This window comes from Kitasatospora sp. NPDC004289, assembly GCF_053602875.1.
In genome coordinates, this window is sequence record NZ_JBSGEL010000099.1 from 1 (window position 1) to 21,024 (window position 21,024).

Genomic DNA, 21,024 nt, shown 5'->3' on the forward strand with positions numbered 1-21,024 from the left:
CCTTGAGCGATCGCTCAAACCGCAACCGCCGGCCTGCCCAGGAGTACCCGTGCCTCAGATCGCCACCGGCCCCACCCGACCACCGGCCGACCGCACCGCCGCCTCCGTGCCTCCGCACCTTCCCCCTACCCCGAGAGGCTCCCGTGCGCCGACTGCCGCTCCTCCTCACCACCCTCGCGCTCGCCGCCGGCCTCACCACCCTCGGCACCGTCGACCAACCTCCCGGCGGCCGGGCCGGAAGCGTCACCGGAGTGCGCCCACCCGCGGCTGCTCCCTCCCCCACCGATCCACTGGGCCGCGCCATCGCCGCCGACCAGCAGCGCCTGCGCGCCCTGCCGGAAGACGCAGGCACCTGGGCCACGTTGGGATCCGAGTACGTCGAACAGGCCCGGCTCACCGCCGACTCCGCGTACTACCCCCGGGCCGACGAGGCCCTGCGCCGCTCGCTCTCCCTCGCTCCGCAGGCCAACGCCGCCGCCCTCACCGGGCTGGGCGCCCTGGCCAACGCCCGCCACCTCTTCGACCAGGCCCGCGACCACGCCGAACGGGCGATCGCCGCCGACCCCACGCACTGGCCCGCCTACGCCGTCCTCGCCGATGCCCGCACCCAGCTGGGCGACGACCTCGGCGCCACCGAAGCCGTCCAGCAGCTCCTCGACCGCAGGCCCGGCACCGCGTCCTTCACCCGTGCCGCCTACGACCTCGAACAGCACGGCCGCACGGAGGACGCCCGGGCCGCCCTCGGTCAGGCCCTGGCCTCCGCCCACGCTCCCGCCGACCGTGCCTTCTGCCACCACCAGATCGCCGAACTCGACTGGAACGCCGGACAGTTCGACCGAGCCCTGACCGGCTACCGAAACGCGCTCACCGCCGACCCCTCCTACACCCCGGCGCTGGCCGGCCAGGCCCGCGCCGAGGCCGCCCTCGGCCGGACCGACGACGCCATCGGCGACTACACCACCGCCATCGCCCGAGTCCCCCTTCCCCAGTACCTGCTCGAACTCGGCGAACTGCACGAGTCACTCGGCCACCACGACCAAGCCCAGCAGCAGTACCGGGTACTCACCGCCGAACAGCGGCTGGCCGCCGCCAACGGCGTCAACGACGACCTCTCCCTCGGTCAGTACGAGGCCGACCACGCCGATCCCGCCGCGGCCGTCCGCCTGCTGCGCGCCGAATGGGGACGCCGCCGGCACGCGCTGGTCGCCGACGCGCTCGCCTGGGCGCTGCACCGCACCGGCGCCGACACCGAGGCCCTCGAACTGGCGGAGACCAGCACCCGACTCGGCTGGAAGAACGCCCTGTTCGACTTCCACCTGGGCGAGATCGAGCTCTCCCTCGGCCACACCCCCCAGGCCCGCACCCACCTCACCCGGGCCCTCGCCACCAACCCCGCCTTCCACCCCCTCCACGCCACAACCGCCCGAACCGACCTCGCCTCCCTGCCCGACTGACCGACGCCGACCGACCGCCGGCTACCCCTCTTCGGACTACGGGAGGAAGGCGGCCGCCTCCACCGCGAAGGCGCGCAGCACACCCGTGGTCGTCCGGAACCGCTCCGGATCCCAGGACGGACCACGGCGTGCGGGCACGTCGATCCACCGCTCCCACAGCCCGTCCTCGCCGAGGTAGCGGGCGGCGCGAGCGGCGCCGAGCCGCCCGTCCAGGTGCAGCAGGGAGCCGAGGACCACACCCTGGTCGTAGTGCAGGTCCAGGCGCGGCAGGTAACGGTCGAGGTAGTCGCAGAACAGCTCCGCGTCCGCGTCCCCGCCGAACCCGGCCAGGGCGACACAGTACGCCGAACCTGCGTACGGGCCCTCGCTCGCGAGCAGCAACTCGCCGATCCGTTCCCGGAATTCGACTCGCCCGGCCACCGCCACCAGCCACGCCGCCGTCCTGCGCTCCCGCCACCCGCCGTCGAACAGCACCGCGAGCTCCGCAGGAGTGATCTCGGCCGCGGCCCGCGCCAACTCGGCCAGGAAGAGACGCCGTTCGTCCCCCTCCAGGCGCAGCGCGGCCCCGCCGAGGCGGAGGTAGCGGCGGCCGGGCGCCGCGTAGCGGCCGGCCACGGCCCGCAGTTCGGGGTCGTCGAAGGGTCGGCTCATGGCCGCATCCTCGCCTGCAGGCGCACCGGGCCGCCAACGGTTTCCCCGGCTGCACGAGGAGGGCAGCCGGCTCACACCAGCGTGGGCGCGAAGTAGTCGCGCAGGCGGGCGATCTTCCCGTCCCGGAGACGGAACACCTGTACCAGCGAGACGGTCTCCTCCTCGCCGTCCTCCCCGTCGAAGGCGGTGTCGATCTCCGCGATGAAGACGTCCGGGTCGGCGGTGAGGTGCAGCACGTACCCCGACTTCTCGAGGTTCGGGGTCTTCGGGCCGCCCACCGGTCGCGCGTAGTACTCCGCCAGCGCCGTCCGGATGGCCTCCCGCCCCACTGTCCGACGCGGGAACGCCGAGCCCTCCGCCAGCAGCGGAGCCTCCAACACCCCGTCCTCCGTGAAGAGTTCGGAGAGGGCATCGGCATCGCGCGTCATCGCACCGGCGTACACGTAGCGCTGGAAGACCTCCTGCGGCGTTGCGGACACGGCGGGCTCCTCGTCTCGTACGGTTCGTACCGGCAAGGCCTCAGCCAACCACACTCAGGCCCCCGCCACCGGGAACCCCTTCCAGAGCGCGACGTGATCGGTGAGCGGTTCGCACGGCGCGTACTCGCGGTCCCGCTCCAGGCTCAGCACCGTGCCGTCCGCGAACAGGACCACGTGCAGCCCGGCCTCCGGCGTGAGCCAGACGTCCGCCGCACTCCGGAACTGCTGCCCGGTCAACCGGAGGACGACGACCGCGTCCCCCTCCCTGAACACGAGCACCACGTCCGCCCCGGGCTCGGGGATCACCGCCAGCTCGCCGGCCACCGCCCAGAACTCCTCGAACGGCACCACCCGCTGCGGATCCCGCTCCGACATCACCACGGGCGCCGCAACCGCCCGCGCCGCTTCGACCACCACCGGCCCGAGCTCCTCCAAGCCCTCCGGCTCGTCCTTCTGCACCGCGCCCAGCAGGCGGAACGGGGTGTCGAAGTGCTTCGCCCACCACTCCGCCAGGCCCTCGACCGTCCGCAGCCGCTCGTGTTCGCGCTGCATCGCGGCCATCTTCGCCTTCACCGCCGCGCGGTCGATCCCCGGCTTCCGCCCTTCCACCGCCCACCTCCTCGATCCCTCCACGGACCGCCATTCTCACCCGGCCCTGGCCCCGATCCCTGCCTTCGCCTCCGTCACGCGGGTACTGTGGTCCCATGACGCTGCGTCAACTGGACCCGCTGCTGCTCGACGCCGACCTCGCGGACTGGCTGGAAGCCACCGCCGCCAAGGCCGGCCTCAGCACGGCCGAGTACCTGACCGGCCTCGTCGCAGCCGACCGCCACCACGGCGACGCCCTGGACCGCGCGCACCGCCTGGCCTCCCCTGCCTACCGCAGCTGGGTCGACGCCGGCCGCCCGACCGCCGACGGCCTCACCCCCGACGAGGTCTTCGGTCCCTGACCGCCCCGCCTCACTACTCTCGGCCGACCCGCGGAGCGGCTCCCGCAGCGCGTCGGCCGGCGGGCTCCCGCCCAACCCGCTTCCTCCGCGCCGCCCCGGCGCGCACGCGGCGGCTCGGGACGGTCCTCCGCCGGTCCGTGGCCGGGTGAAGGGCTGCTCCCGGCCCGGCCGTTCAGGTCACCGAGACCGCATTCGAGATCCGAGTCGGCCATTCCGCAGCGCCGAACCCCCACCCCCGCCCGGCCACTCCGCGCCGTCGGCCCCGCCCCCGGCAACCCGGTCCGCGGCCCACCGCTCGCACCGCTCCACCTGGGAATTCCCGCCCATGAACCGTCCCCGAACTGCCATGCTGTCCGGGCACCGCCGTCGCACCCACCGCGCGCCCGCCTGAGGAGCCGTCATGTTCCGCAGCCCTGCCCCGCCCCCGCTCCCCGAGCTGCCCAACTGGCCTTCACTGCTGCGGGAGTTCGGCTGCCCGGCCGCCGCCCTCGCCCGCCCCCGCCCCACCTGGTTCCACCGGGCCGACGCCTCCGGCACGAACGGCGTCACGCATCAGCTCAGCCTGGACTACTACGAGGACCGCAGCGTCCTGGCCCGCGTCACCACCCACCGCGTACACCCGCCCCACCTCCGCGTTCCCCTCGTCCCCGACCCGACCGCCCTCCTCCTCGACTTCCTCGCCACCGCCCCCTCCCCCTCCGACGTGTTCGCCCCGACCACCGGCACCGGTTGGCTCTTCGTCGACGGCAGCGCGGTCGAGGGCCGCCGCCTCACCCACGGCGACCACGTCCTCACCATCGCCACCATCGCCGCCGAGACGGTGGCCGTCGCCAGCACCGCCGCCCTCCACGACGAAGCCGTCCACCTCACCCTCCACACCCCGCCGCTCCACAACTGACCGGCGTCCCGCACCCGTCCGGGCGTTCCTGCCCGTGCAGTTCGTCGAAGAACCGACCGGGGAGTGGACCGCCGTCGGACACGACGCCGCGGGGGATCTCGCCGATGGCGCCGACCAACGCCCGGCACCCGCCTCACACCAGCGCCGCGCCGCCGTCCACCGCGAGCGTGGCGCCGGTGACGTAGGCGTTGGCCATCGCGAAGAGGTAGGCCGCCGCGGCCTCCTCCGCGGTGCCGACCCGTCGCGTGAGCAGCCCGGACCCGGCGCCCCGGAGGAAGGCCGCCGGGTCCGGCACGCTGCCGTCCCACAGCTCGGTGCGGATCACCCCGGGCTGGACCACGTTGACGCGCAGCGGGGCGAGTTCGACGGCGAGGGCGCGGGTCAGGGCCTCGACGCCACCGGTGATGCCGGCCGCGAGCGCGGTCCCCGGCAGGGGGCGGACGGCCAGGACGCCGGAGCTGAAGGTGATCGAGCCGCCCTCGCGCAGCCTCGGTGCGGCGTACTTGGCGGAGAGGAACGCACCCCAGAACCGCCGCTCGAAGACCGCCTTGGCCTCCTGCGGGGCGGTGTCGGCCACGGGCTTGATCAGCAGGGACTCGCCCGCGGTGTAGACGAGGTGGTCCAACTCCCCCACCCGCTCGAAGAACCCGGCGATGGCATCGCCGTCCGCGACGTCCAGGCGGTACCCTTCGGCCGCCCCGCCCAGGCGCTGCACCGCGGCGTCCACCCGGCTCCGACTGCTGGAGGCGACCACGACCTCCGCACCGGCCGCCGCGGCCTGCCGGGCCACCGCGAGGCCGATGCCGGAGGTTCCGCCGATGATCACGATCTTCTTGCCGGCCAGGGACACGGGTGCACTCCTTCGTCGATGCGGCGCCGGGGTTCGGCGACCGCCGTGGAACGAACGTATGCCCGCACCGACGAGACGCTGAATGCCCCCAGGTCTTGATTCCCTGTCAGAACGTCTCGCCGTCGAGGCACTAGAGTGCCGCCGTGGACATCCTGAGCGACACCCTCGAAGTCCTGCGCACGGGACGCCCGATGGTGACCCGCACCGACGCGCACGCCCCGTGGGCCCTGAGGTTCCGGCCCGTCTCCGGGGCCGGTTTCCACGTGGTCGTCGAGGGCCGCTGCCACCTCCTGCCCCCGGACGGACGGCCGGTCGCGCTCGGCCCCGGCGACATCGTCTTCCTCCAGCGCGGCAGCGGGCACGTCCTCTGCGACCTGCCGGGCCGCGCACCGGTGGACTTCGTACCGGAGCGTGTGGACCGCTCCTCACCGATCGGCCGGCTCACCGTGGACGGCCCGGGGCCGCGCACCGTCCTGGTCTGCGGCGCGTACGCGATCGACGTCGACCGCCCGCACCCCCTCTTCGGCGACCTGCCCGAGGTCATCCACCTCCCCGCCGTCCCCGGCCGCCACCCGGTGCTGCGCTCGGCGGTCGACCAGCTGTGCGCCGAGTTCCACGCACCGCAGCCGGGCTCGGACGCGGTCGTCACGGCCCTGGTCGATCTGCTGCTCCTGTACGTCCTGCGGTCCTGGTACGCCGATCTCCCGAAGGACCGCACCCGTGGCTGGGCCGCCGCCCTCACCGACCCGGCGGTCGCCCCCGCCCTCAAGGCCATCCACGACGACCCCGGCCACCCCTGGACCGTCGAGTCCCTGGGCACCCGCGCCGGCCTGTCCCGCGCCGCGTTCGCCCGCCGCTTCACCTCGGTCGTCGGCGAACCCCCACTTACCTACCTGACCACCTGGCGGATGGCCACCGCCGCCCGCCTGCTCCAGCGGTCCCCGTCCTCCCTCGGCACGATCGCCCGACGCACCGGCTACACCTCGGAGTTCGCCTTCGCCAAGGCCTTCAAACGCCACTTCGGCACCCCGCCCGGCGCCTACCGCAGGCGGGCCAGGACCTCGGTCGACGAACGGAGCGGGCCCGGACGGGAGCAACTCCCGTCCGAATAGCCTCCATCGGGGCGGTCGCCTCGGGCAGCGGCGCACCGTCGAGGAGGTGCGCGGCGGCTTGGACGGCCTCGGGCCGGGTGATGCGGCGATTCTTCATGCTCCGATGCCACCACCGGCCCCGGGCGGCGCTTCCTCCTCCGTCCTGACGGAGGGTCAGAACGAGTCCAGCAGCAGGAACCAGATGCCGAAGGTGAAGAAGTAGGTGCGGCGCGCGATCTCGCGCGGGCCGCGGTGCCGCCGGATGCCGCGCACGATCGTCAGCACCGCGATCGGGAGGTGCGCGACCAGGAACCACGACGTGAACGCCCGGTACCCGGCCCACCACGTGCCCAGCGAGACCGTGGCCACCAACACCAGCCCCAGGTGCGGGTACTGGATGCGCCTCCCGCCGTCCCACACCGAGTCGGAGTGGTCCTCGTGCCGGTCATCGCCACCGGCCCGGCCCGCCGACACCGTCAGAACCCCTTCAGCAACGCGCCGAACAACGCGCCGAGCGCCCGGACGACAGCCTCGACCACGAGCCTCCCGGGCCACCAGAAGGTCCAGAAGAAGGCGAACACCACCGCCGGCCACCACCCCCACCGCCGCACGACCCGGTCCGTCGTCAGCAGCAGGAAGGCGGCCCCGTGGCCACCCGCCAGGCACCAGCCGAAGATCGGGGCGCCGAACCGCAACGACAGCCAGGCCCCCGCGACCACACCCGCCGCCCCGCTCCAGGCCATCGTCACGCCGAGCCGGCCGACGTCCCCCTCGGTGCCCTTGACACTCGCCGTCTCCACCACGCGCCCCCCGTTGACGTCCTCACCGAAGGATTCCCGCGGTGCCGCGGCCCCGAACTGCCCACTGCTGAAGTTCAGTTCGGCAAGCGGAGTTCAGTCGGGTTCAGGAACTCCGCGAACGCGGCGAGCAACCGCCGGGAGGCGTCCCGCATCGCGGACCGCGTCATCCCCGCCGCGTGCGGCGAGAGCGTGCAGAACGGGTTCCCGGCGAGCGCGGAACCGTGAGCTGCCACGCCCTCCCGTTCGAAGACGTCGACACCGGCCGCGGCCAGGCCGGCCGACGGATCGCGCAGGACCCGGTCCAGGGCCGCCTCGTCGACGACGCTCGCCCGCGCCGTGTTCACCAGCACCGACCCGGGGCGCATCAGGCGCAGCTCCGCCTCCCCGAGCAGGCCCGCGGTCTCCGCCGTGGCCGGGACGTGCACCGAGACGACCTCACACTCCGTCAGGAGCTCTGCCAGCGAGCCGACCCGCCGCCCCGGCCACCCATCCGCTCGTTCGGGGGTGAACCGGGGCGAGCCGTGCACCAGCACCTCGGCCCCGAAGGCCGCCGCCAACCCGGCTACCCGCCGGGCGACGGCCCCGCTGCCGACCAGGCCGAAGCGCGCACCCGCGAGGCCGCCGACCGGCAGGCCGGCCACCGCGCCCGCCCAGTCGCCGCCGTGCAGGGCGGCCGAGCGGCGCGAGACGCCGCGCAGGGCGTCGAGGGCGAGCGCGAGCGTGAGTTCGGCGACGGCGGCGGCGTTGGCGCCGGGGGTGGTGAGGAGGGTGACGCCGAACTCTCGGGCCGCCGCGTGGTCGAAGGTCTCGGAGCCACTGGCCGCGCGCCCCGCCACGGTCAGGCTGCGCCGCAGCCCCGGTGCGGTGGCACGGGAGAGGACGGTCCGGGTGAGCGGGATGCCGGCCCGGCACTTGAGGGCCCGGTGGCCCCGGCCGCCGTCCTCCAGGTGGGCGGCGAGCTGGTCGGCGTCGAAGCCGTCGAAGTCGACGACGGGCCAGCGCGCGGCGATCCGGGTGCGCAGCGCGGGGTCGGTGACGCGGCGGAGGTTGACGGTCGGCCGCAGGCCCATCGCCTCGAAGGCCGCCAGCTCGGCCCACGCCTCGTCAGGCGGCGCGGTGTCCACGACCAGGACCCGGCCGGACGGCGCCGCGCCGCTCACCGCCGCGCCGCTCACCGCCGCGCCGTTCATCGCCACGCCGTTCATCGGCCCGACGTTCACCGGCTCCTCGCGGAGAGGGCGACGGCGGGCAGGATGGCCAGGGAGAGGACGCCGCCGGTGAGGGCGAGTGCGGGGTAGCTGGTGGCGGAGACCATCAGGCCGGAGGTGATGCCGCCGGTGGCGCCGGCCAGGGCGATGGTGACGTCCACCATGCCCTGGGTGCGGGCGCGGGTGGCGAGCGGGACGGTGTCGGTGATGATCGTGGTGCCGGTGACGAGGCCGAAGTTCCAGCCGATGCCGAGCAGCGCCAGGGCGAGGGCCAGCAGGCCGACGGAGTCGGCGGGGGCGGTGGCGGCGATCAGTCCGGCGGCCAGCAGGGTGGCGCCGGAGGCGAGGGCGAGCGGCATCCGCCCGTAGCGGTCCACCAGCCAGCCGGTCAGCGGGGAGGGCAGGTACATCGCGCCGATGTGGACGGCGATCACCAGGCCGGAGGCGGCGGTGCCGTGGCCGTGGTCGTGCATGTGGACGGGGGTCATCGTCATGACGGCGACCATCACCAGCTGGGTCACCACCATCACCAGCACGCCCAGCAGCAGCCCGCCCGAGCCGCCGGCCACGCCCTCGGAGCCCTCGGCCCGCCCGGGCTCCGACGCTCCGTCAGCGGGCTGCGCCGCGGCCGCCTCCCGCGCCAGCAGCAGCGGATCGGGCTTGAGGAAGACCGCCAGGACGGTCGCCGCCAGCAGGTACGCGGTGCCCGACAGCAGGAACGGCCCGGCCAGGGCGGGGATGCCGAGCGCCTCGGCGAACCGTCCGGTGGGTTCGGCCAGGTTGGGCCCGGCCACGCCGCCGAGGGTGGTGGCGACCAGGACGGTGGAGACGGCACGGGCGCGGCGGTCCGGGGCGGCGAGGTCGGCTCCGGCGTAGCGGGCCTGGAGGTTGGTGGCACTGCCCGCGCCGTAGACGAAGAGCGCGAGGAAGAGGAGCACGGGCTGGTCGAGGACCGCCGCGACGATCACCCCGGCGGAGCCGAGCGCGCCGACCAGGTAGCCACCGGCCAGGCCCGGCCGTCGGCCCCGGGTCTGCGAGATGCGGCCGACCGCCACGGCGGTGAGCGCGGATCCCCCCGTGAAGAGGGCGCTGGGCAGCCCGGCCAGGCCGGTCGAGCCGAGCATCTCCTGGGCCAGCAGCGCGCCGACGGTGATCCCGGCGGCGAGACCGGCTCCGCTGAGGATCTGGGAGGCGACCAGCACCCGCAGCACGCGGCGCTGCGCGGCGGCCTGGTCGGGTATGGGGGCGGCGGGGCCGGGGGCGGCGGCGCTGGTCATGGCTCTCCGAGGTGCTGGTCGGTGCACCCGGACGGGCCTGTCCGCGTGCACCGACGATCGTGCCAGCCCCGGATGCGGCGCCACAGGCGGCCCCACGACTGACCGGCAACCGCCCCGCAGCGACCCCGCAGCGACCGGACGGTCGCCGAGGTCGGGCGGGGATCAGCCCTGGCGGCCCTTGTAGCGCGGGTCCTTCCGGTTGATCACGTAGACCTTGCCACGACGGCGCACGATCTGGGCGCCCGGCTTGCTCTTCAACGAGCGAAGCGAATTGCGAACCTTCATGCGAATGCCTCCAGAGGGGTCGTCAGACGCAGGTGCGGAGTCGTCGGTCCACAACACGGAACACGGAGGCTTCATTCCACCCACGACGGACGTCACCGGTAATCCCGGTGACAACGGCGCGCCGTCTCGGGCAGGATGCGCGCCGATGAGCGAGATGTCAGCGGACGACGGGCCCGGGTACGCGCGGGCCGACACCCTGGAGGGCCTGCTCCAACGCGGCCGTGGGCTGGGCGCGATCCTGGCGGCCCGCGACCCCGTGGCGGCGGCCGAGCCGGTCCTCGACAGCGTCCGCCGCTACTGGCGGTGGGACTGGGTCGACCAGCGGGGTGTGTACCTGGCGCGGCTGTTCCGCGACCTCGGGCTGCCGCTGGGGCCGGTGGTCGAGCTGCTGTCCGCCGACCGCGGGGCGTGCGAACGGGCCACCGAGGTACTGGAGTTGCTGGCACTGACGGGCTCGGTGCAGGCCCGGGAGGCGCTGCGGGAGCACGTCCGGACGGGGCCGCACTGGCTGGACGTCCTGGAGTCGGTCGCGGACCGCTGGCCGGACGAGTGGTGGCGGGACCTGGCCGAGGTCGCGCAGGCGAGGCTCGACGGCGACGAGGAGCTTCGGGAGGACGAGGACGCCCGGGAGACCATGTGCTTCCTGTTCGCACCTGACGGCACGCCACATCCCTCGCGGCGCCTGAGTTCCGTCGAGGTGATGCCGTCGAGCGCCCGGCTGCTGGCGCTGCTCGCCGACCCTGCCACGCCCGAGGGCGAGAAGGGCCCGGCCCTGCGGCTGCTCTCCCATCGGGCTCCCGAACCGGGGCTGCTCCCCCTGGTGCCTTCGCTGGGCAGCTCGTACGGGCCTTTCCCGGCCCCGTTCCTGGGCACCGCCGTCCGCCGCTGCGGCGCCCTCGCCCTGCCCGCGGCCCGTACCTGGGTGACGGACGAGCGCCACTGGTTGGCCTGGATCGGGCTGGAGGTGCTGGCCGAGCACGGTGAGGACGTCGACCTCCCGGTGCTGGCCGCGCACCTCACCGCCGAGTACCGGCAGCGGAACTGGTGCGGCCCCAAGACGCTCGCGACGGGCCTGGCCCGCTTCGGCCCCGCCGCCGCCGAGGCCGTGCCCGTCCTGCGCCGGTACTGGCTGAACACCCCGCACTCGTACGAACGCGCGGACTACCTGCGGGCCCTGGCCGCGATCGACCCCGAGGGACTGGAGGAGGCCTGCACCGAGTCGCTCTGGGACTGCGAGGCCGACGCCCGCCTGCTCGCCGCCGCCGGTGCGCCGGACCGGCCGGGCGTACGGGAGCGCCTGGAACAGCTCCGTGACGACCCGTTGGAGACCCCGGAGGTCCGCCAGGCCGCGGCCCGGCGCCTCCACCGGGCCCGTCCCGACGGATGAACACCACTGGTGCGGGGGTCAGTCCGGCGCCCCCACGGCGGTGCGCGGGCACGGTCCCGGCCGTGGGCCCGGTGGTCAGTCGGCGAGGAGGGCGCGCAGGCGCTTCTTGTCGGGCTTGCCGACCGGGGTGAGCGGGAGTTCGGGGACCAGGTGGAGGGCCTCCGGGGCGTAGATGCGGCCCTTGTGGGTGGTGACGTAGGTACGGAGCTCCTCGAGTTCGGGCTGCCGGCCCGGGGCGGCGACGACCACGGCGTGGACGTGTTCGGCCTGGTGGGCGTCGCGGACACCGAGCACCGCGACCTGGCCGACGGCCGGGTGGGTGAGCAGCAGGTCCTCGACCTCGGACGGGTGGACGTGGCCGCCTACCACGATGATCTTGTCCGACTGGCGGTCGGTCAGGTAGAGGTAGCCGTCCTGGTCGAGGTAGCCGATGTCACCGGTGTGCAGCCAACCGTCGCGCAGCACCTGGGCGGTGAGGTCGGGCCGCTTCCAGTACCCGGCCATCAGGCCGTACGAGCGCACGTGGATCTCGCCGACCGCCCCGGTCGGCAGCTCGGCGCCGGCCTCGTCGCGGACCACCACCTGCACCCCCGGCAGCGGGCGCCCGACCGGGATCCGGCCGTCGGGGCCGACCCGGTCGTGGTCGTGGGCCTCGAGGACGGCGATGTTCATCGCCTCCGACATCCCGTAGCCGCTGGTCAGGATCGGCCCGAACACCCCGATGGCCTCGCGCACGCGGGTCGGCGAGGCGACGCTGCCGCCGTAGCTGACGCGCTGCAGGCTGGAGAGGTCGGTGCGGCCGATCGCGGGATGGTCCAGCAGGCGGTGGAGCAGCGGGGGCAGGACCCAGAGGTCGGTGATGCGCTCGCGTTCGACGGCGGCCAGGACCTCACCGGGGTCGAAGGAGCGCTGGAGGATCACCTCGCCGCCGTGGTGGAGCGTCAGATCGCTGAGCACGCCGGCGAGGTGGGCGAGCGAGGTGGCGGCGAGGAAGCGCGGGCGGCGTCCGTCGGCGGGGCCGAACGGGACGTCGAAGGCCCGGCGGTAGGGGCCGTGCAGACTGAGGATGCCCTTGGGGACGCCGGTGGTGCCGCCGGTGTGCCGGATGCCCAGGTGGTCGTCCGGGCCGACCGTCACCGCCGGGGGCCCGTCGGGCCGGCCGGCGGCGGCCGCGATCACGTCCTCGCCGATCGCCTCCCCGTCCGCCTTCGGGGCCGCCCCCAGGGACAGGACGGTCGGCACGTCGACCAGGGCGTGCAACTCCGGCGCGTCCGCGTACCGTTCGGCGTCCACCAGGAGGACGGCGGTGTCGACGCTGGTGACGATCTCGGCCAGCACCTCCGGGCTCATGCCGTCGTAGAGGTTGACCACCCGCGCGCCGGCGACCCCGGCCGCGTGCCGGGCGCTGAGCGCCTCGGGGGTGTTGCCGGTGAGCAGGGACACGGTCGTGCCGCGACCGACGCCCCGGGCGATCAGCTCGTGGGCCAGGCGGTGGGTCGCGGCGGCGTACTCGCCCGCGGTGATCCTGGTGCCGTCGGCGGTGGTGACGGCCGTGCGGTCCGGCTCCCGGGACAGGGACCGGAGGATCAGGGCGGGGCCGCTGACGAACTCCGCGTCGCTCATGACCTGTTCCTCCTGCTGTCGTTGGTGTCCGAATCGACAGCCTAGACGAGTGGTGTCGCCGGTGAACGGACTTTCCGGGCACGGCTCCTGACGTCACGTCACCCGGCGTCGCGGCCGCCGCCCACCTCGTGGCGGACGTACCACTCGGTCCCGGTCAGCGCCTCCCGCTCGTCGGCGCTCATCGCGGCCAACCGGCCGGGCAGGGCACCCCGTTCGACCTCGCTGCGGTGGGCGAAGACCGCGCAGAGCTTGGTCCGCACCCACGGCCGGACGTCCACCTCCACCCCCACCAGCTCGTCCGGCATCGGGTACGTCACCCGGCCCGGTCTCACCAGCCGCCCGCCCAACTCCCGCGCCACGGACTCCGGGTGGGTGGCCGCGTAGACGGCGGCCGGCCGCCAGGCGGGCCCGGCCTCGGGGTGGAGCAGGCCGAGGCCGGCGGCCTCGGCGGCGAGCAGGGTGACCTGGTGGGTCCGGCGGTGGTCCGGATGGCCCGTGAGGCCGCCGTACGCGTCGTGGGTGAGCACCACCTCCGGTCGGAACTCCCGGATGTGCGCCACCAACCGCCCCACCGCCTCGTCCAGCGGCACGTCGCACCAACGCGCCGCCCCCGGCGCCGACTCCACCACCTTCGCATCGGCGTACCCGAGCAGCCGCGGCTCCCCCGCCCCCAGGATGCCGACCGCCTCCGCCAGCTCCGCCGCCCGCCCGGTCCCCTCCGCCCAGGTCGCGGTCACCACCCCCGTCCGCGCCCCGGCGGCGGCCCGCTCGGCCAGCACGCCACCGGCAGCCAGTGACTCGTCGTCCGGGTGCGCGAAAACCGCCAGCACGCTTCCCGCCGCCTCGAGCATCACGTCTCCCCCTCACCCGCGTCGGCCCACCACGTCCCGACGTCCACGAACCACCGATCCTGCCACTCTCCCCCGCGCCCCGGAAGCCCTCTGACCAGCCGTCACCCGGTCGAGCGCCGCCCCGGCTCCCCCGCGTCCGCCGGGCTGCTCCCCCGCCCGTCGAAGCGGGGCCCTTGTGCGGACTCCGCTCCGGGCCCGATGATCTCCGAGCTCTGCCCACCCATGATCCGAACGGAACAACGCACACGTGACCTCCTCCCGTCGGCGCCTCGCCGTCACCACCGCCGTCCTCTCCGGTGCTCTGCTGGTCGGGGGGTGCAGCTCCCTCACCGGCGGACTGGCACCGGACGAGGAGCCCCTGACCGACAGTCGGGTACTCGGCACCTGGGAGGGCACCACCTGCCCGGCGACCCTGGTCCTGAAGGCCGACCACACCGCACGGGTCACCGGCTTCCCCCTCGCGACCGACGGTTCGAAGGTCACCAAGACCCTGGACGGGGACGGGAGCTGGACCGTCGGCGCACACCGGCTGTCCCTGACGATCGGGGCGGCCGGCCAGGAGGTCCTCTCCGGCAGGGACGGCAGCACCACCGTCCTCTACGCCACGGCGGGTGACCCCGACCTCGGAGTCGCCTGCCGCTACGTCCGCCGCGCCGACGGCGACCGCGGCACGGCTTCGGCGCCCGAGGCGGCGTCCCCCTGAGTCGAACGGCTCCCGACCTCGGTCGATCTTGGCTAGAGTGCGTGCGGTCACGAGGGTGTCCAGGTCCGCGGTCGGGCTCGGACGCCGCCCTCGTCACCCACGAACGATCGGAGCCCGCGGTGCCGCCAGAGCCGAATCCGGCCACGCTCTATCCCGACGTGGCCGCGCACGGGAGCCTCGCGGCGGCGCTGCGCGCCCTGGCGGGTGCCGACGGGACGGTGTTCGACCTGACGGCCAGTGCGGCGGATCCGCTGTGCGAGGCCACCGCCTCCGGCGGGCAGGCGCACCGGGCGGAGCTGTCCGTCTCCGCGTACCGGTTCGAACGGCGGTGGTCCGTCACGGCGTTCGGGACCAACGGGCTGCTGCTCTCGGGCAGCACGGACGAGCTCGGCCACCTCCCGCCCGTGATCGAGGCCTGGCTCGCGGGCGAGCCCCTGGACGTGCTCGCGGCGAGGGCGCGGTTCGACGTGCTGAGCGGACGGCCGGAGGTCGTGGACGGCACCGCCGCGGACCTCGTCGCCGCCGAGTGGGCGTGGCTGCTGAAGCAGGCCAAGGACGCCGACTGGCCCGAGTACCTGGCCCTGGTGGAGGCCGCCCACGCCGAACCGCAGCTGCGGGCGCTCTACCCCTTCACCAGCCACTGGGCCCTGAGCTTCGCCGCCGGACCGGACACCCCGCCGGACGTCCCGCCGTTCCTCTCCCTCCAGGCCCCGCACGGGACGCCGCACTACACGGTCAAGGAGTCCTGGAACGGTCCGACCCTCACCCAGGTCGGCAGCGCCGCCGAGGTGATCGCCTTCGCCGTCGCCAGGCTCCCCGGCTGGCGCACCCTCGTCTCCATGCTCTGAGACACCGACGCCTCCCTGCTCCGGGACGCCGACGGCCCGCCGGTCGCGAGGACCGACGGGCCGCCTGTGGGTCTGCCGTGCTTGCTCGTTACAGGGCTTACTTCAGGCCGGTGTTGATGGCGGAGACCAGCTCACCGTTGGAGGTGTCGCCGCTGAACTCCCAGAAGAAGGCGCCCTTCAGGCCCTGGGCCTTCGTCCAGGCCATCTTGGAGTTGATGGTGGCGGGGGTGTCGTAGCTCCACCAGTTGGTGCCGCAGTGGGCGTAGGCGGTGCCGGCGACCGTGCCGGTGGCGGGGCAGCTGTTCTTGAGGACCTTGTAGTCCTCGATGCCGGTCTCGTAGGTGCCGGTCGCCGCGCCGGTGGCGGTGCCGCCCGGGGCGGACTGGGTGACGCCGGTCCAGCCGCGGCCGTAGAAGCCGATGCCGAGGAGCAGCTTGCTCGCCGGGACGCCGATGGACTTGTACTTGGCGATGGCCTCGGCGGAGCTGAAGCCCGCCTTCGGGATGCCGTCGTACGAGGTGAGCGGGGAGTGCGGGGCGGTCGGGCCCTTGGCGTTCCACGCACCGAAGAAGTCGTACGTCATGACGTTGAACCAGTTCATGTACTGGGCGCCGCCCGCGTAGTCGGCCTTGTCGATGTTGCCGCCGGTGGAGGCGTCGGCGGAGACGGCCGCGGTGATGAGGTCGTTGCCGAACTCGGCGCGCATCGCCTGCATCATCTTCTTGAAGGAGTCGGCGCCGCTGGTGTCACAGCTCAGACCGCAGGCGTTCGGGTACTCCCAGTCCAGGTCGATGCCGTCGAAGACGTCGGCCCAGCGCGGGTCCTCGACCAGGTCGTGGCAGGACTTGGCGAAGGCGGCCGGGTTCTGCATCGCCTGGCCGAAGCCGCCGGACCAGGTCCAGCCGCCGAAGGACCAGATCACCTTGATGTGCGGGTACAGCTGCTTGAGCTTGCGCAGCTGGTTGAAGTTGCCGCGCAGCGGCTGGTCCCAGGTGTCGGCCTTGCCGTCCACCGCGAGGTCGGCGGTGTAGGCGCGGTCGTAGTCGGCGTACGCGTCGCCGATGGTGCACTTGCCGCCCTGGACGTTGCCGAAGGCGTAGTTGATGTGGGTGATCTTGGCGGCGGAGCCGGAGGTCACCAGGTTCTTCACGTGGTAGTTGCGGCCGTAGACGCCCCAGTTGGTGAAGTAGCCGAGCTTGATCTTGTCGCCCGGGTCGATCACGGTGCCGGCGGTCTTGATCGGGCCGGCCGCGCTGGCCGGGCCGGTCAGGTCCTCGGTGTCGCGGGCGACGACGGTGTAGTTGTACGTCGTACCGGCCGTCAGGCCGCTGTCGGCGTAGGTGAGTCCGGCGACGGTGGCGATCTTCACGCCGTCCCGGAAGAGGTCGTAGTTCTTGACCCCGGCGTCGTCGGTGGCGGCGCCCCAGGTGACCTTGAGCGAGGTCTCCAGGATGTCGGAGCCGGTCGGGGTGCCGGGGGCCGAGGGCGCCTTGTTGCCGCCCGGGTTGTCGGTGCCGTCGCAGGAGCCGCCGTTGAGCTTGCAGCCGCTGGGGTTGCCCGGGCCGACGCCGTTGAAGCCGAAGGTGGCGGTGGCGCCGGGGGCCAGGGTGCCGTTCCAGCCCTTGTCCTTGGCGGTCCAGTGGGTGCCGGTGTTGGTGACGGTGGCGTCCCAGGCGGAGCCGACGCTGGTGCCGGCGGGGAAGTCCCACTCGACGGTCCAGGAGGTGAGCGTGGTGGTGCCGGTGTTCTTGATGGTCCACGAGCCGCCGAAGCCGCTGCCCCAGTCGGAGCCCTTGGTGAAGGTGGCGGTGGCGGAGGACGCGGCCTGGGCCGGGGTGGACAGACCGACGACGGCGGCCAGCGGAAGCACGAGTGCGGTCAGGCCGGCTGCTGCCGCTCTGAACCTGCTCCTGGGCATGGTGGTTCGAGTGCTCAACGGGGCTCCTCGACGTGGGGGAACGGACGAAAGGAGGTGGGGAGTCCGAGCGAGCCGCACGGCCGTCGCGGCTGCTCCGCCGACCTTAGAAAGGTCCGTACCAACTCGTCAATAGGTCCAGACCACTTGGCCTTTACTCTCGCTTTGCCGTGCTCCGCCGCCACCCCGCGGGCCCTGACGGCCCACCAGCACAGGCCCTCCCCGGGTCCGTTCCGGAATTCCGGCACCGTTCCGGCCGGGGGGACGGAATACGGCAGAGGGGGCGGATATCACCGGAAGATCCATTCTCCGGCCGGCGTCGTGACTGCTCAGCGGGCCCGTGGGAATTCCGGTGCATCGCCCGCCGGCACGGTTCGGCACCGGATGAATGCGAACCGGCCCGGCATTCCCGCGCCCTGACGACCCCTCGGCCCGAGGGCCCCGGCCGGACCCCTGGGGAGCGGACTGTCCGTCCGAGCCGCTAGCTTTGCCGCAACACCGCACGGAGTGTCCGACTCCCTCCGTCTTCGCGGTGGTTTTCGACGACTTGACACGTACGTGGCACGAGATCGAGGTGTGGAGCGCATGGGCTGGCTGGCAGCTGGCGAGGGGTACGAGATATCCCTGGTGGAGGGCAAGGTGACGGCACGTTCGACGTCCGGACGCGCGGCGGGGCGGGAGCTGAAAACCCTGCCGAAGGCGGTCCGCGAGCATCCCGAGACGGAGAAGCTGCGCCGCTTCGCCGAATGGCTGGATCGGCACGCCGCGTCCTGCGTGGCGCAGGCGGACGCCTGGATGGTCTCCTCCCTCCCGGTCCCGACCGGCCTGCTGGCCCGGGTCTGGCCGGACTCCGCCTGGCAGGCGGCGCTGCGCGACCTGGTGGTGGTCGGCGCCGACGAGACCGAGGTCGGCCTGCTCCGCGACGTCACCCCCGAGGGCGAACTGCGGCTGGTGGACCTGGACGGCGAGACCGTCCGGATCTCCCCCGCCACCGTCACCTTCCCCCACCCGGTGCAGCTGCCGGACCTGGAGGACCTGCGCGAGTTCGCCGCCGAGCTCGGCGTCGTGCAGGGCGTGGAGCAGATCCACCGGGCCACCTGGGAGCGCCCGGCCGAGTTCGCCGAGAACACCACCGAGGTCAGGGACTTCGCGGGCGGCCGCTACCCGTCCCGCTTCGGCCTGGCCGCCCGCGCCACCGCGCTCGGCTACAAGGTGACCGGCGGCTACGCCTGCACCCGGATCCGGGACGGGCTGCGCACCCTGGAGGCCAACGTCTGGATCGGCGAGCCCTACTGGGACGGCGACTCGGAGACCGGCGGGCTGAGCTGGCACGGGGAGGACGGCCGGGCGCTGCCGCTGGGCGAGGTCGGCGCGGTGGCCTGGTCGGAGGGGATGCGGATGGCCGCGGCGCTGTACGCCGGGCGCTCCGTGCAGCAGGAGGGGGAGGACGCATGAGCGGGACCATCACGGAGGACGGCACGGCCATGGACACGGTGCTGACGCAGGCTCAGGCCGAGGAGCTGCTGCTGGCCGGTGCGGTGCTCCCGCCCGGCACCGAGGGGGCGGGCCGACGGGCGGTCCCGCTGACCGCGCGCACCTACCACCACCCCGCCGTCGAGGGCCGGGTCGTGGTCCGCCTGGTGGCCGCCGAGCTGGGCGCCGCCGAGGACCTGGCGGGCGGCTACCTCGGCCTGGAGCTGCAGGGCGAGCCCGCCGAGGTCGGTCTCGGCCTGCGCCAGGCGCTCGGCTTCCCGGAGTGGGTGCTCGCCCACCACCCGGAGGACGGCCACCACGCGCTCGGCGTGATGCCGGAGTTGGAGAAGATCGCCCGGCAGGCGAAGTCCAAGCCGAAGGCCGCGCTGGACGCCTACCAGGAGCTGGCCGGGCGCCTGGCCGCCGCCGTGCCGCACTTCCTGCCCACCTTCTACGAGCAGGCCGGCCGGGTCTTCCTCGGGGTGGAGAACGCCACCTACGCCTCGCAGATGTTCACCAAGGCCCGCCGCGCCGAGGCGCAGCACGGCCTGGCCCTGGACGAGGAGCGCCTGGACGCGGTCTTCCTGGAGTTCGCGCTGGCGGGCGCGCTGCCCGTCAAGGTGCTCTCCGGGTACGGCAAGGAGCTGTCCGCCCGGGTGCCCGCCGAGGAGGCCTTCACCCGCTTCCGCGAGCTCTGCGTGCGGCGGACGGCGGGCGGCCTGCAGCCCTCCGCGCAGATGGCGACCGACCTGCGCCGCCTGGCCAAGGCCGCGGGCCTGGACCCGGACGACGCCGAGGGCGCGTACCTGGCCGAGCTGCTGGAGCTGCCGGCCACCCTGCGGGCGGCGGGCGGTTGGTGGAAGGGGCACCGGAGCGCGCTGATCGCGCTGGCCCGGCGCGACGCGGCGGTCCGCGGCCGGCTGCTGAACCTGATGCCGACCGGCGACGACTACGAACTCCCGGGCCTGTGGGTGGAGGTCCTCTCCGAGTCGGGCGCGGACGCGGGCCTGGTCGACGTCTCGCTGCCCGAGGCGCAGCGCCCGGCCGACGGGAGCGCGGGCTGGTTCCGCCGGTTCACCAAGTGGCGGGACCGGGGCTGGTACCAGGTGGCCCGGATCCCCGCGCTGCACCCGCTGACGGAGCGGATCGCCGAGGTGCTGCGGGCCGAGCTGGCGAGCACCGGGGAGGCGCTGCCGCTGCTCCCGTCCGACGTCGACCTGGTGGACCAACTCCTCTCCCTGGAGCTCCCGTTGGAGGAGCCGAAGGAGAACACCACGCTGTTCCTGGAGGCCTGGGCGCAGCAGGAGGAGGGCCGGCGCGACCTGCTGGCCCTGGCCGCCGACGAGCGGTTCCACCCGGCGTTCCGCCGAGGGTTGAACCGGATCTCGGACGACCGCGAGGGGCGGATCGCCCTCTCGGTGCTGGCCGCCTCCCCCGGCGGCCGACCGCTGCTGGCCGAGTGGACGGCGGCGGTGGCGAAGGCCTCGGCGACCGCCGGGCTGCCCGGGCTGCCGAACGCGCTGTCCCGGCTCAGCTGGCTGCCGGGCGAGGTGCTGGCGCTGGCCGAGGAGGAGGTCCGGGCGGCTGCCGCCTTCGACCTCGGGGAGATCGTGGCGGAGGCGCTGCGGGCCGGTCTGATGGACGAACTGGGCTGGGACGCCTGGGACTCGGCCACCTCCGAGCTGGTGCCGCGCAAGGACGTGGACGAGATCATCGTCGCGGACGCCTGGCCGCACCTGATCGCGGCCGGCCAGTCCCAGGTCCGGGTGGTGGGCGCGGACGACGCCGTGCTGGTCCACGACCTGCGGATCCCGGCCGACGACACCAACCACCGGGACCGGGGCTTCCTCTACACCGACGGCTCGCTGCTGGTGCAGTGGGAGTCGCGCGCCAACAACCACCAGCCCACCGGCTACTGGCACACCGCCGCCGACCGGGTCTTCACCCTCGCCGAGGGCACCGAGGTGCGCGGCATGCGGACCACCTACCTGGGCACCCTGCGCAGCCACGGACTGCCGCTGGCCGGCGGCGGGTTCACCACCGGCCTGGGCGTGGTGCAGGTCGGCGACACCGCCCTGCCGGGCGACCGGGCGGTCATCTCCGACGGCACCTCGTGCTGGGTCTGGGCCGACCCGGGCGGCACCGACCCGTACACCTGGCTGGAGTACGACCCCGCGACCAACACGACCGGCCGGGCCTCGCTGCCCGCCTTCCTGGCCGACGCGGCCAAGGACGACCCGGCCGGCAGCCACCGGGTGGGCGGCTGGCTGCTGCCGGACCC

General features: G+C 74.0%; 20 protein-coding genes and 1 pseudogene. 9 read left to right on the forward strand and 12 right to left on the reverse strand.

All coding sequences use genetic code 11. The features are described 5' to 3' along the window. The first annotated feature begins 143 nt into the window (after positions 1–143). A complete protein-coding gene (locus ACWEPF_RS36395; protein ID WP_452175975.1) occupies positions 144–1,454 on the forward strand; it encodes a tetratricopeptide repeat protein in 1,311 nt (436 codons plus the stop codon). A 36-nt stretch (positions 1,455–1,490) separates the two neighbouring features. On the opposite strand, the gene ACWEPF_RS36400 is transcribed toward ACWEPF_RS36395, so the two are convergent. The 3 genes from ACWEPF_RS36400 to ACWEPF_RS36410 all read right to left on the reverse strand — a co-directional run bounded on the left by ACWEPF_RS36400 (position 1,491) and on the right by ACWEPF_RS36410 (position 3,193). Further along, the gene (locus ACWEPF_RS36400) at positions 1,491–2,105 is read right to left on the reverse strand and encodes a DUF6000 family protein (RefSeq protein WP_452175976.1); all 615 of its coding nucleotides are present in this window, start codon (positions 2,103–2,105) and stop codon (positions 1,491–1,493) included. Between the two features lie 71 nt (positions 2,106–2,176). Continuing rightward, the gene (locus ACWEPF_RS36405) at positions 2,177–2,584 is read right to left on the reverse strand and encodes a nuclear transport factor 2 family protein (RefSeq protein ID WP_345287859.1); all 408 of its coding nucleotides are present in this window, start codon (positions 2,582–2,584) and stop codon (positions 2,177–2,179) included. A 54-nt stretch (positions 2,585–2,638) separates the two neighbouring features. Then, positions 2,639–3,193 (reverse strand): hypothetical protein, encoded by a 555-nt coding sequence (locus ACWEPF_RS36410; RefSeq protein WP_452175977.1) that lies wholly within the window; start codon positions 3,191–3,193, stop codon positions 2,639–2,641. A gap of 95 nt (positions 3,194–3,288) precedes the next feature. Between ACWEPF_RS36410 and ACWEPF_RS36415 the strand changes: the two genes are divergently transcribed. Then, on the forward strand, positions 3,289–3,534 hold the full coding sequence (locus tag ACWEPF_RS36415) for a hypothetical protein (protein ID WP_345287853.1): 246 nt from the start codon (positions 3,289–3,291) through the stop codon (positions 3,532–3,534). Positions 3,535–3,934: 400 nt separating this feature from the next. Beyond that, on the forward strand, positions 3,935–4,432 hold the full coding sequence (locus ACWEPF_RS36420; RefSeq protein ID WP_452175978.1) for a hypothetical protein: 498 nt from the start codon (positions 3,935–3,937) through the stop codon (positions 4,430–4,432). A gap of 133 nt (positions 4,433–4,565) precedes the next feature. Here ACWEPF_RS36420 and ACWEPF_RS36425 read toward each other — a convergent pair whose 3' ends face one another. Further along, the gene (locus tag ACWEPF_RS36425) at positions 4,566–5,282 is read right to left on the reverse strand and encodes an SDR family oxidoreductase (RefSeq protein WP_452175979.1); all 717 of its coding nucleotides are present in this window, start codon (positions 5,280–5,282) and stop codon (positions 4,566–4,568) included. A 143-nt stretch (positions 5,283–5,425) separates the two neighbouring features. Here ACWEPF_RS36425 and ACWEPF_RS36430 point away from each other — a divergent pair, with 143 nt between their 5' ends. After that, positions 5,426–6,394 (forward strand): AraC family transcriptional regulator, encoded by a 969-nt coding sequence (locus ACWEPF_RS36430; protein ID WP_452175980.1) that lies wholly within the window; start codon positions 5,426–5,428, stop codon positions 6,392–6,394. 153 nt (positions 6,395–6,547) lie between these two features. Here ACWEPF_RS36430 and ACWEPF_RS36435 read toward each other — a convergent pair whose 3' ends face one another. From ACWEPF_RS36435 to ykgO, 5 genes are all read right to left on the reverse strand, one after another. Then, positions 6,548–6,847 (reverse strand): hypothetical protein, encoded by a 300-nt coding sequence (locus ACWEPF_RS36435; RefSeq protein ID WP_452175981.1) that lies wholly within the window; start codon positions 6,845–6,847, stop codon positions 6,548–6,550. A gap of 2 nt (positions 6,848–6,849) precedes the next feature. Beyond that, on the reverse strand, positions 6,850–7,173 hold the full coding sequence (locus ACWEPF_RS36440; RefSeq protein ID WP_452175982.1) for a hypothetical protein: 324 nt from the start codon (positions 7,171–7,173) through the stop codon (positions 6,850–6,852). 74 nt (positions 7,174–7,247) lie between these two features. After that, a complete protein-coding gene (locus ACWEPF_RS36445) occupies positions 7,248–8,393 on the reverse strand; it encodes an NAD(P)-dependent oxidoreductase (protein WP_452175983.1) in 1,146 nt (381 codons plus the stop codon). Then, a complete protein-coding gene (locus tag ACWEPF_RS36450) occupies positions 8,390–9,658 on the reverse strand; it encodes an MFS transporter (RefSeq protein ID WP_452175984.1) in 1,269 nt (422 codons plus the stop codon). The genes ACWEPF_RS36445 and ACWEPF_RS36450 overlap by 4 nt, the downstream gene beginning before the upstream one ends. A gap of 162 nt (positions 9,659–9,820) precedes the next feature. Further along, complete coding sequence (ykgO, locus tag ACWEPF_RS36455; protein ID WP_380149692.1) at positions 9,821–9,943, reverse strand: type B 50S ribosomal protein L36; 123 nt, start codon at positions 9,941–9,943, stop codon at positions 9,821–9,823. A gap of 145 nt (positions 9,944–10,088) precedes the next feature. Between ykgO and ACWEPF_RS36460 the strand changes: the two genes are divergently transcribed. After that, a complete protein-coding gene (locus ACWEPF_RS36460) occupies positions 10,089–11,330 on the forward strand; it encodes a hypothetical protein (RefSeq protein WP_452175985.1) in 1,242 nt (413 codons plus the stop codon). Between the two features lie 75 nt (positions 11,331–11,405). On the opposite strand, the gene ACWEPF_RS36465 is transcribed toward ACWEPF_RS36460, so the two are convergent. Both ACWEPF_RS36465 and ACWEPF_RS36470 read right to left on the reverse strand, forming a co-directional pair. Then, positions 11,406–12,953, reverse strand: coding sequence for an AMP-binding protein (locus ACWEPF_RS36465; RefSeq protein WP_452175986.1), 1,548 nt, complete (start codon positions 12,951–12,953; stop codon positions 11,406–11,408). A 98-nt stretch (positions 12,954–13,051) separates the two neighbouring features. Next, entirely contained in the window at positions 13,052–13,804 is a 753-nt protein-coding gene (locus tag ACWEPF_RS36470) for a PIG-L deacetylase family protein (RefSeq protein WP_452175987.1), read from the reverse strand. Positions 13,805–14,051: 247 nt separating this feature from the next. Here ACWEPF_RS36470 and ACWEPF_RS36475 point away from each other — a divergent pair, with 247 nt between their 5' ends. Continuing rightward, entirely contained in the window at positions 14,052–14,507 is a 456-nt protein-coding gene (locus ACWEPF_RS36475) for a hypothetical protein (RefSeq protein WP_452175988.1), read from the forward strand. A gap of 119 nt (positions 14,508–14,626) precedes the next feature. Beyond that, positions 14,627–15,355 carry a DUF6193 family natural product biosynthesis protein gene (locus ACWEPF_RS36480; protein ID WP_452175989.1) on the forward strand — a complete coding sequence of 243 codons (729 nt, stop codon included), beginning with the start codon at positions 14,627–14,629 and terminating at the stop codon, positions 15,353–15,355. Between the two features lie 97 nt (positions 15,356–15,452). On the opposite strand, the gene ACWEPF_RS36485 is transcribed toward ACWEPF_RS36480, so the two are convergent. After that, a complete protein-coding gene (locus ACWEPF_RS36485; RefSeq protein WP_452175991.1) occupies positions 15,453–17,273 on the reverse strand; it encodes a glycosyl hydrolase family 18 protein in 1,821 nt (606 codons plus the stop codon). Between the two features lie 582 nt (positions 17,274–17,855). On the opposite strand from ACWEPF_RS36485, the gene ACWEPF_RS36490 reads away from it, so the two are divergent. Further along, on the forward strand, positions 17,856–18,725 hold the full coding sequence (locus tag ACWEPF_RS36490) for a DUF4132 domain-containing protein (protein WP_452175990.1): 870 nt from the start codon (positions 17,856–17,858) through the stop codon (positions 18,723–18,725). Then, positions 18,722–21,024, forward strand: a pseudogene (locus ACWEPF_RS36495) (DNA-binding protein); the annotation flags it as partial. The gene ACWEPF_RS36490 and the pseudogene ACWEPF_RS36495, both read left to right, overlap by 4 nt.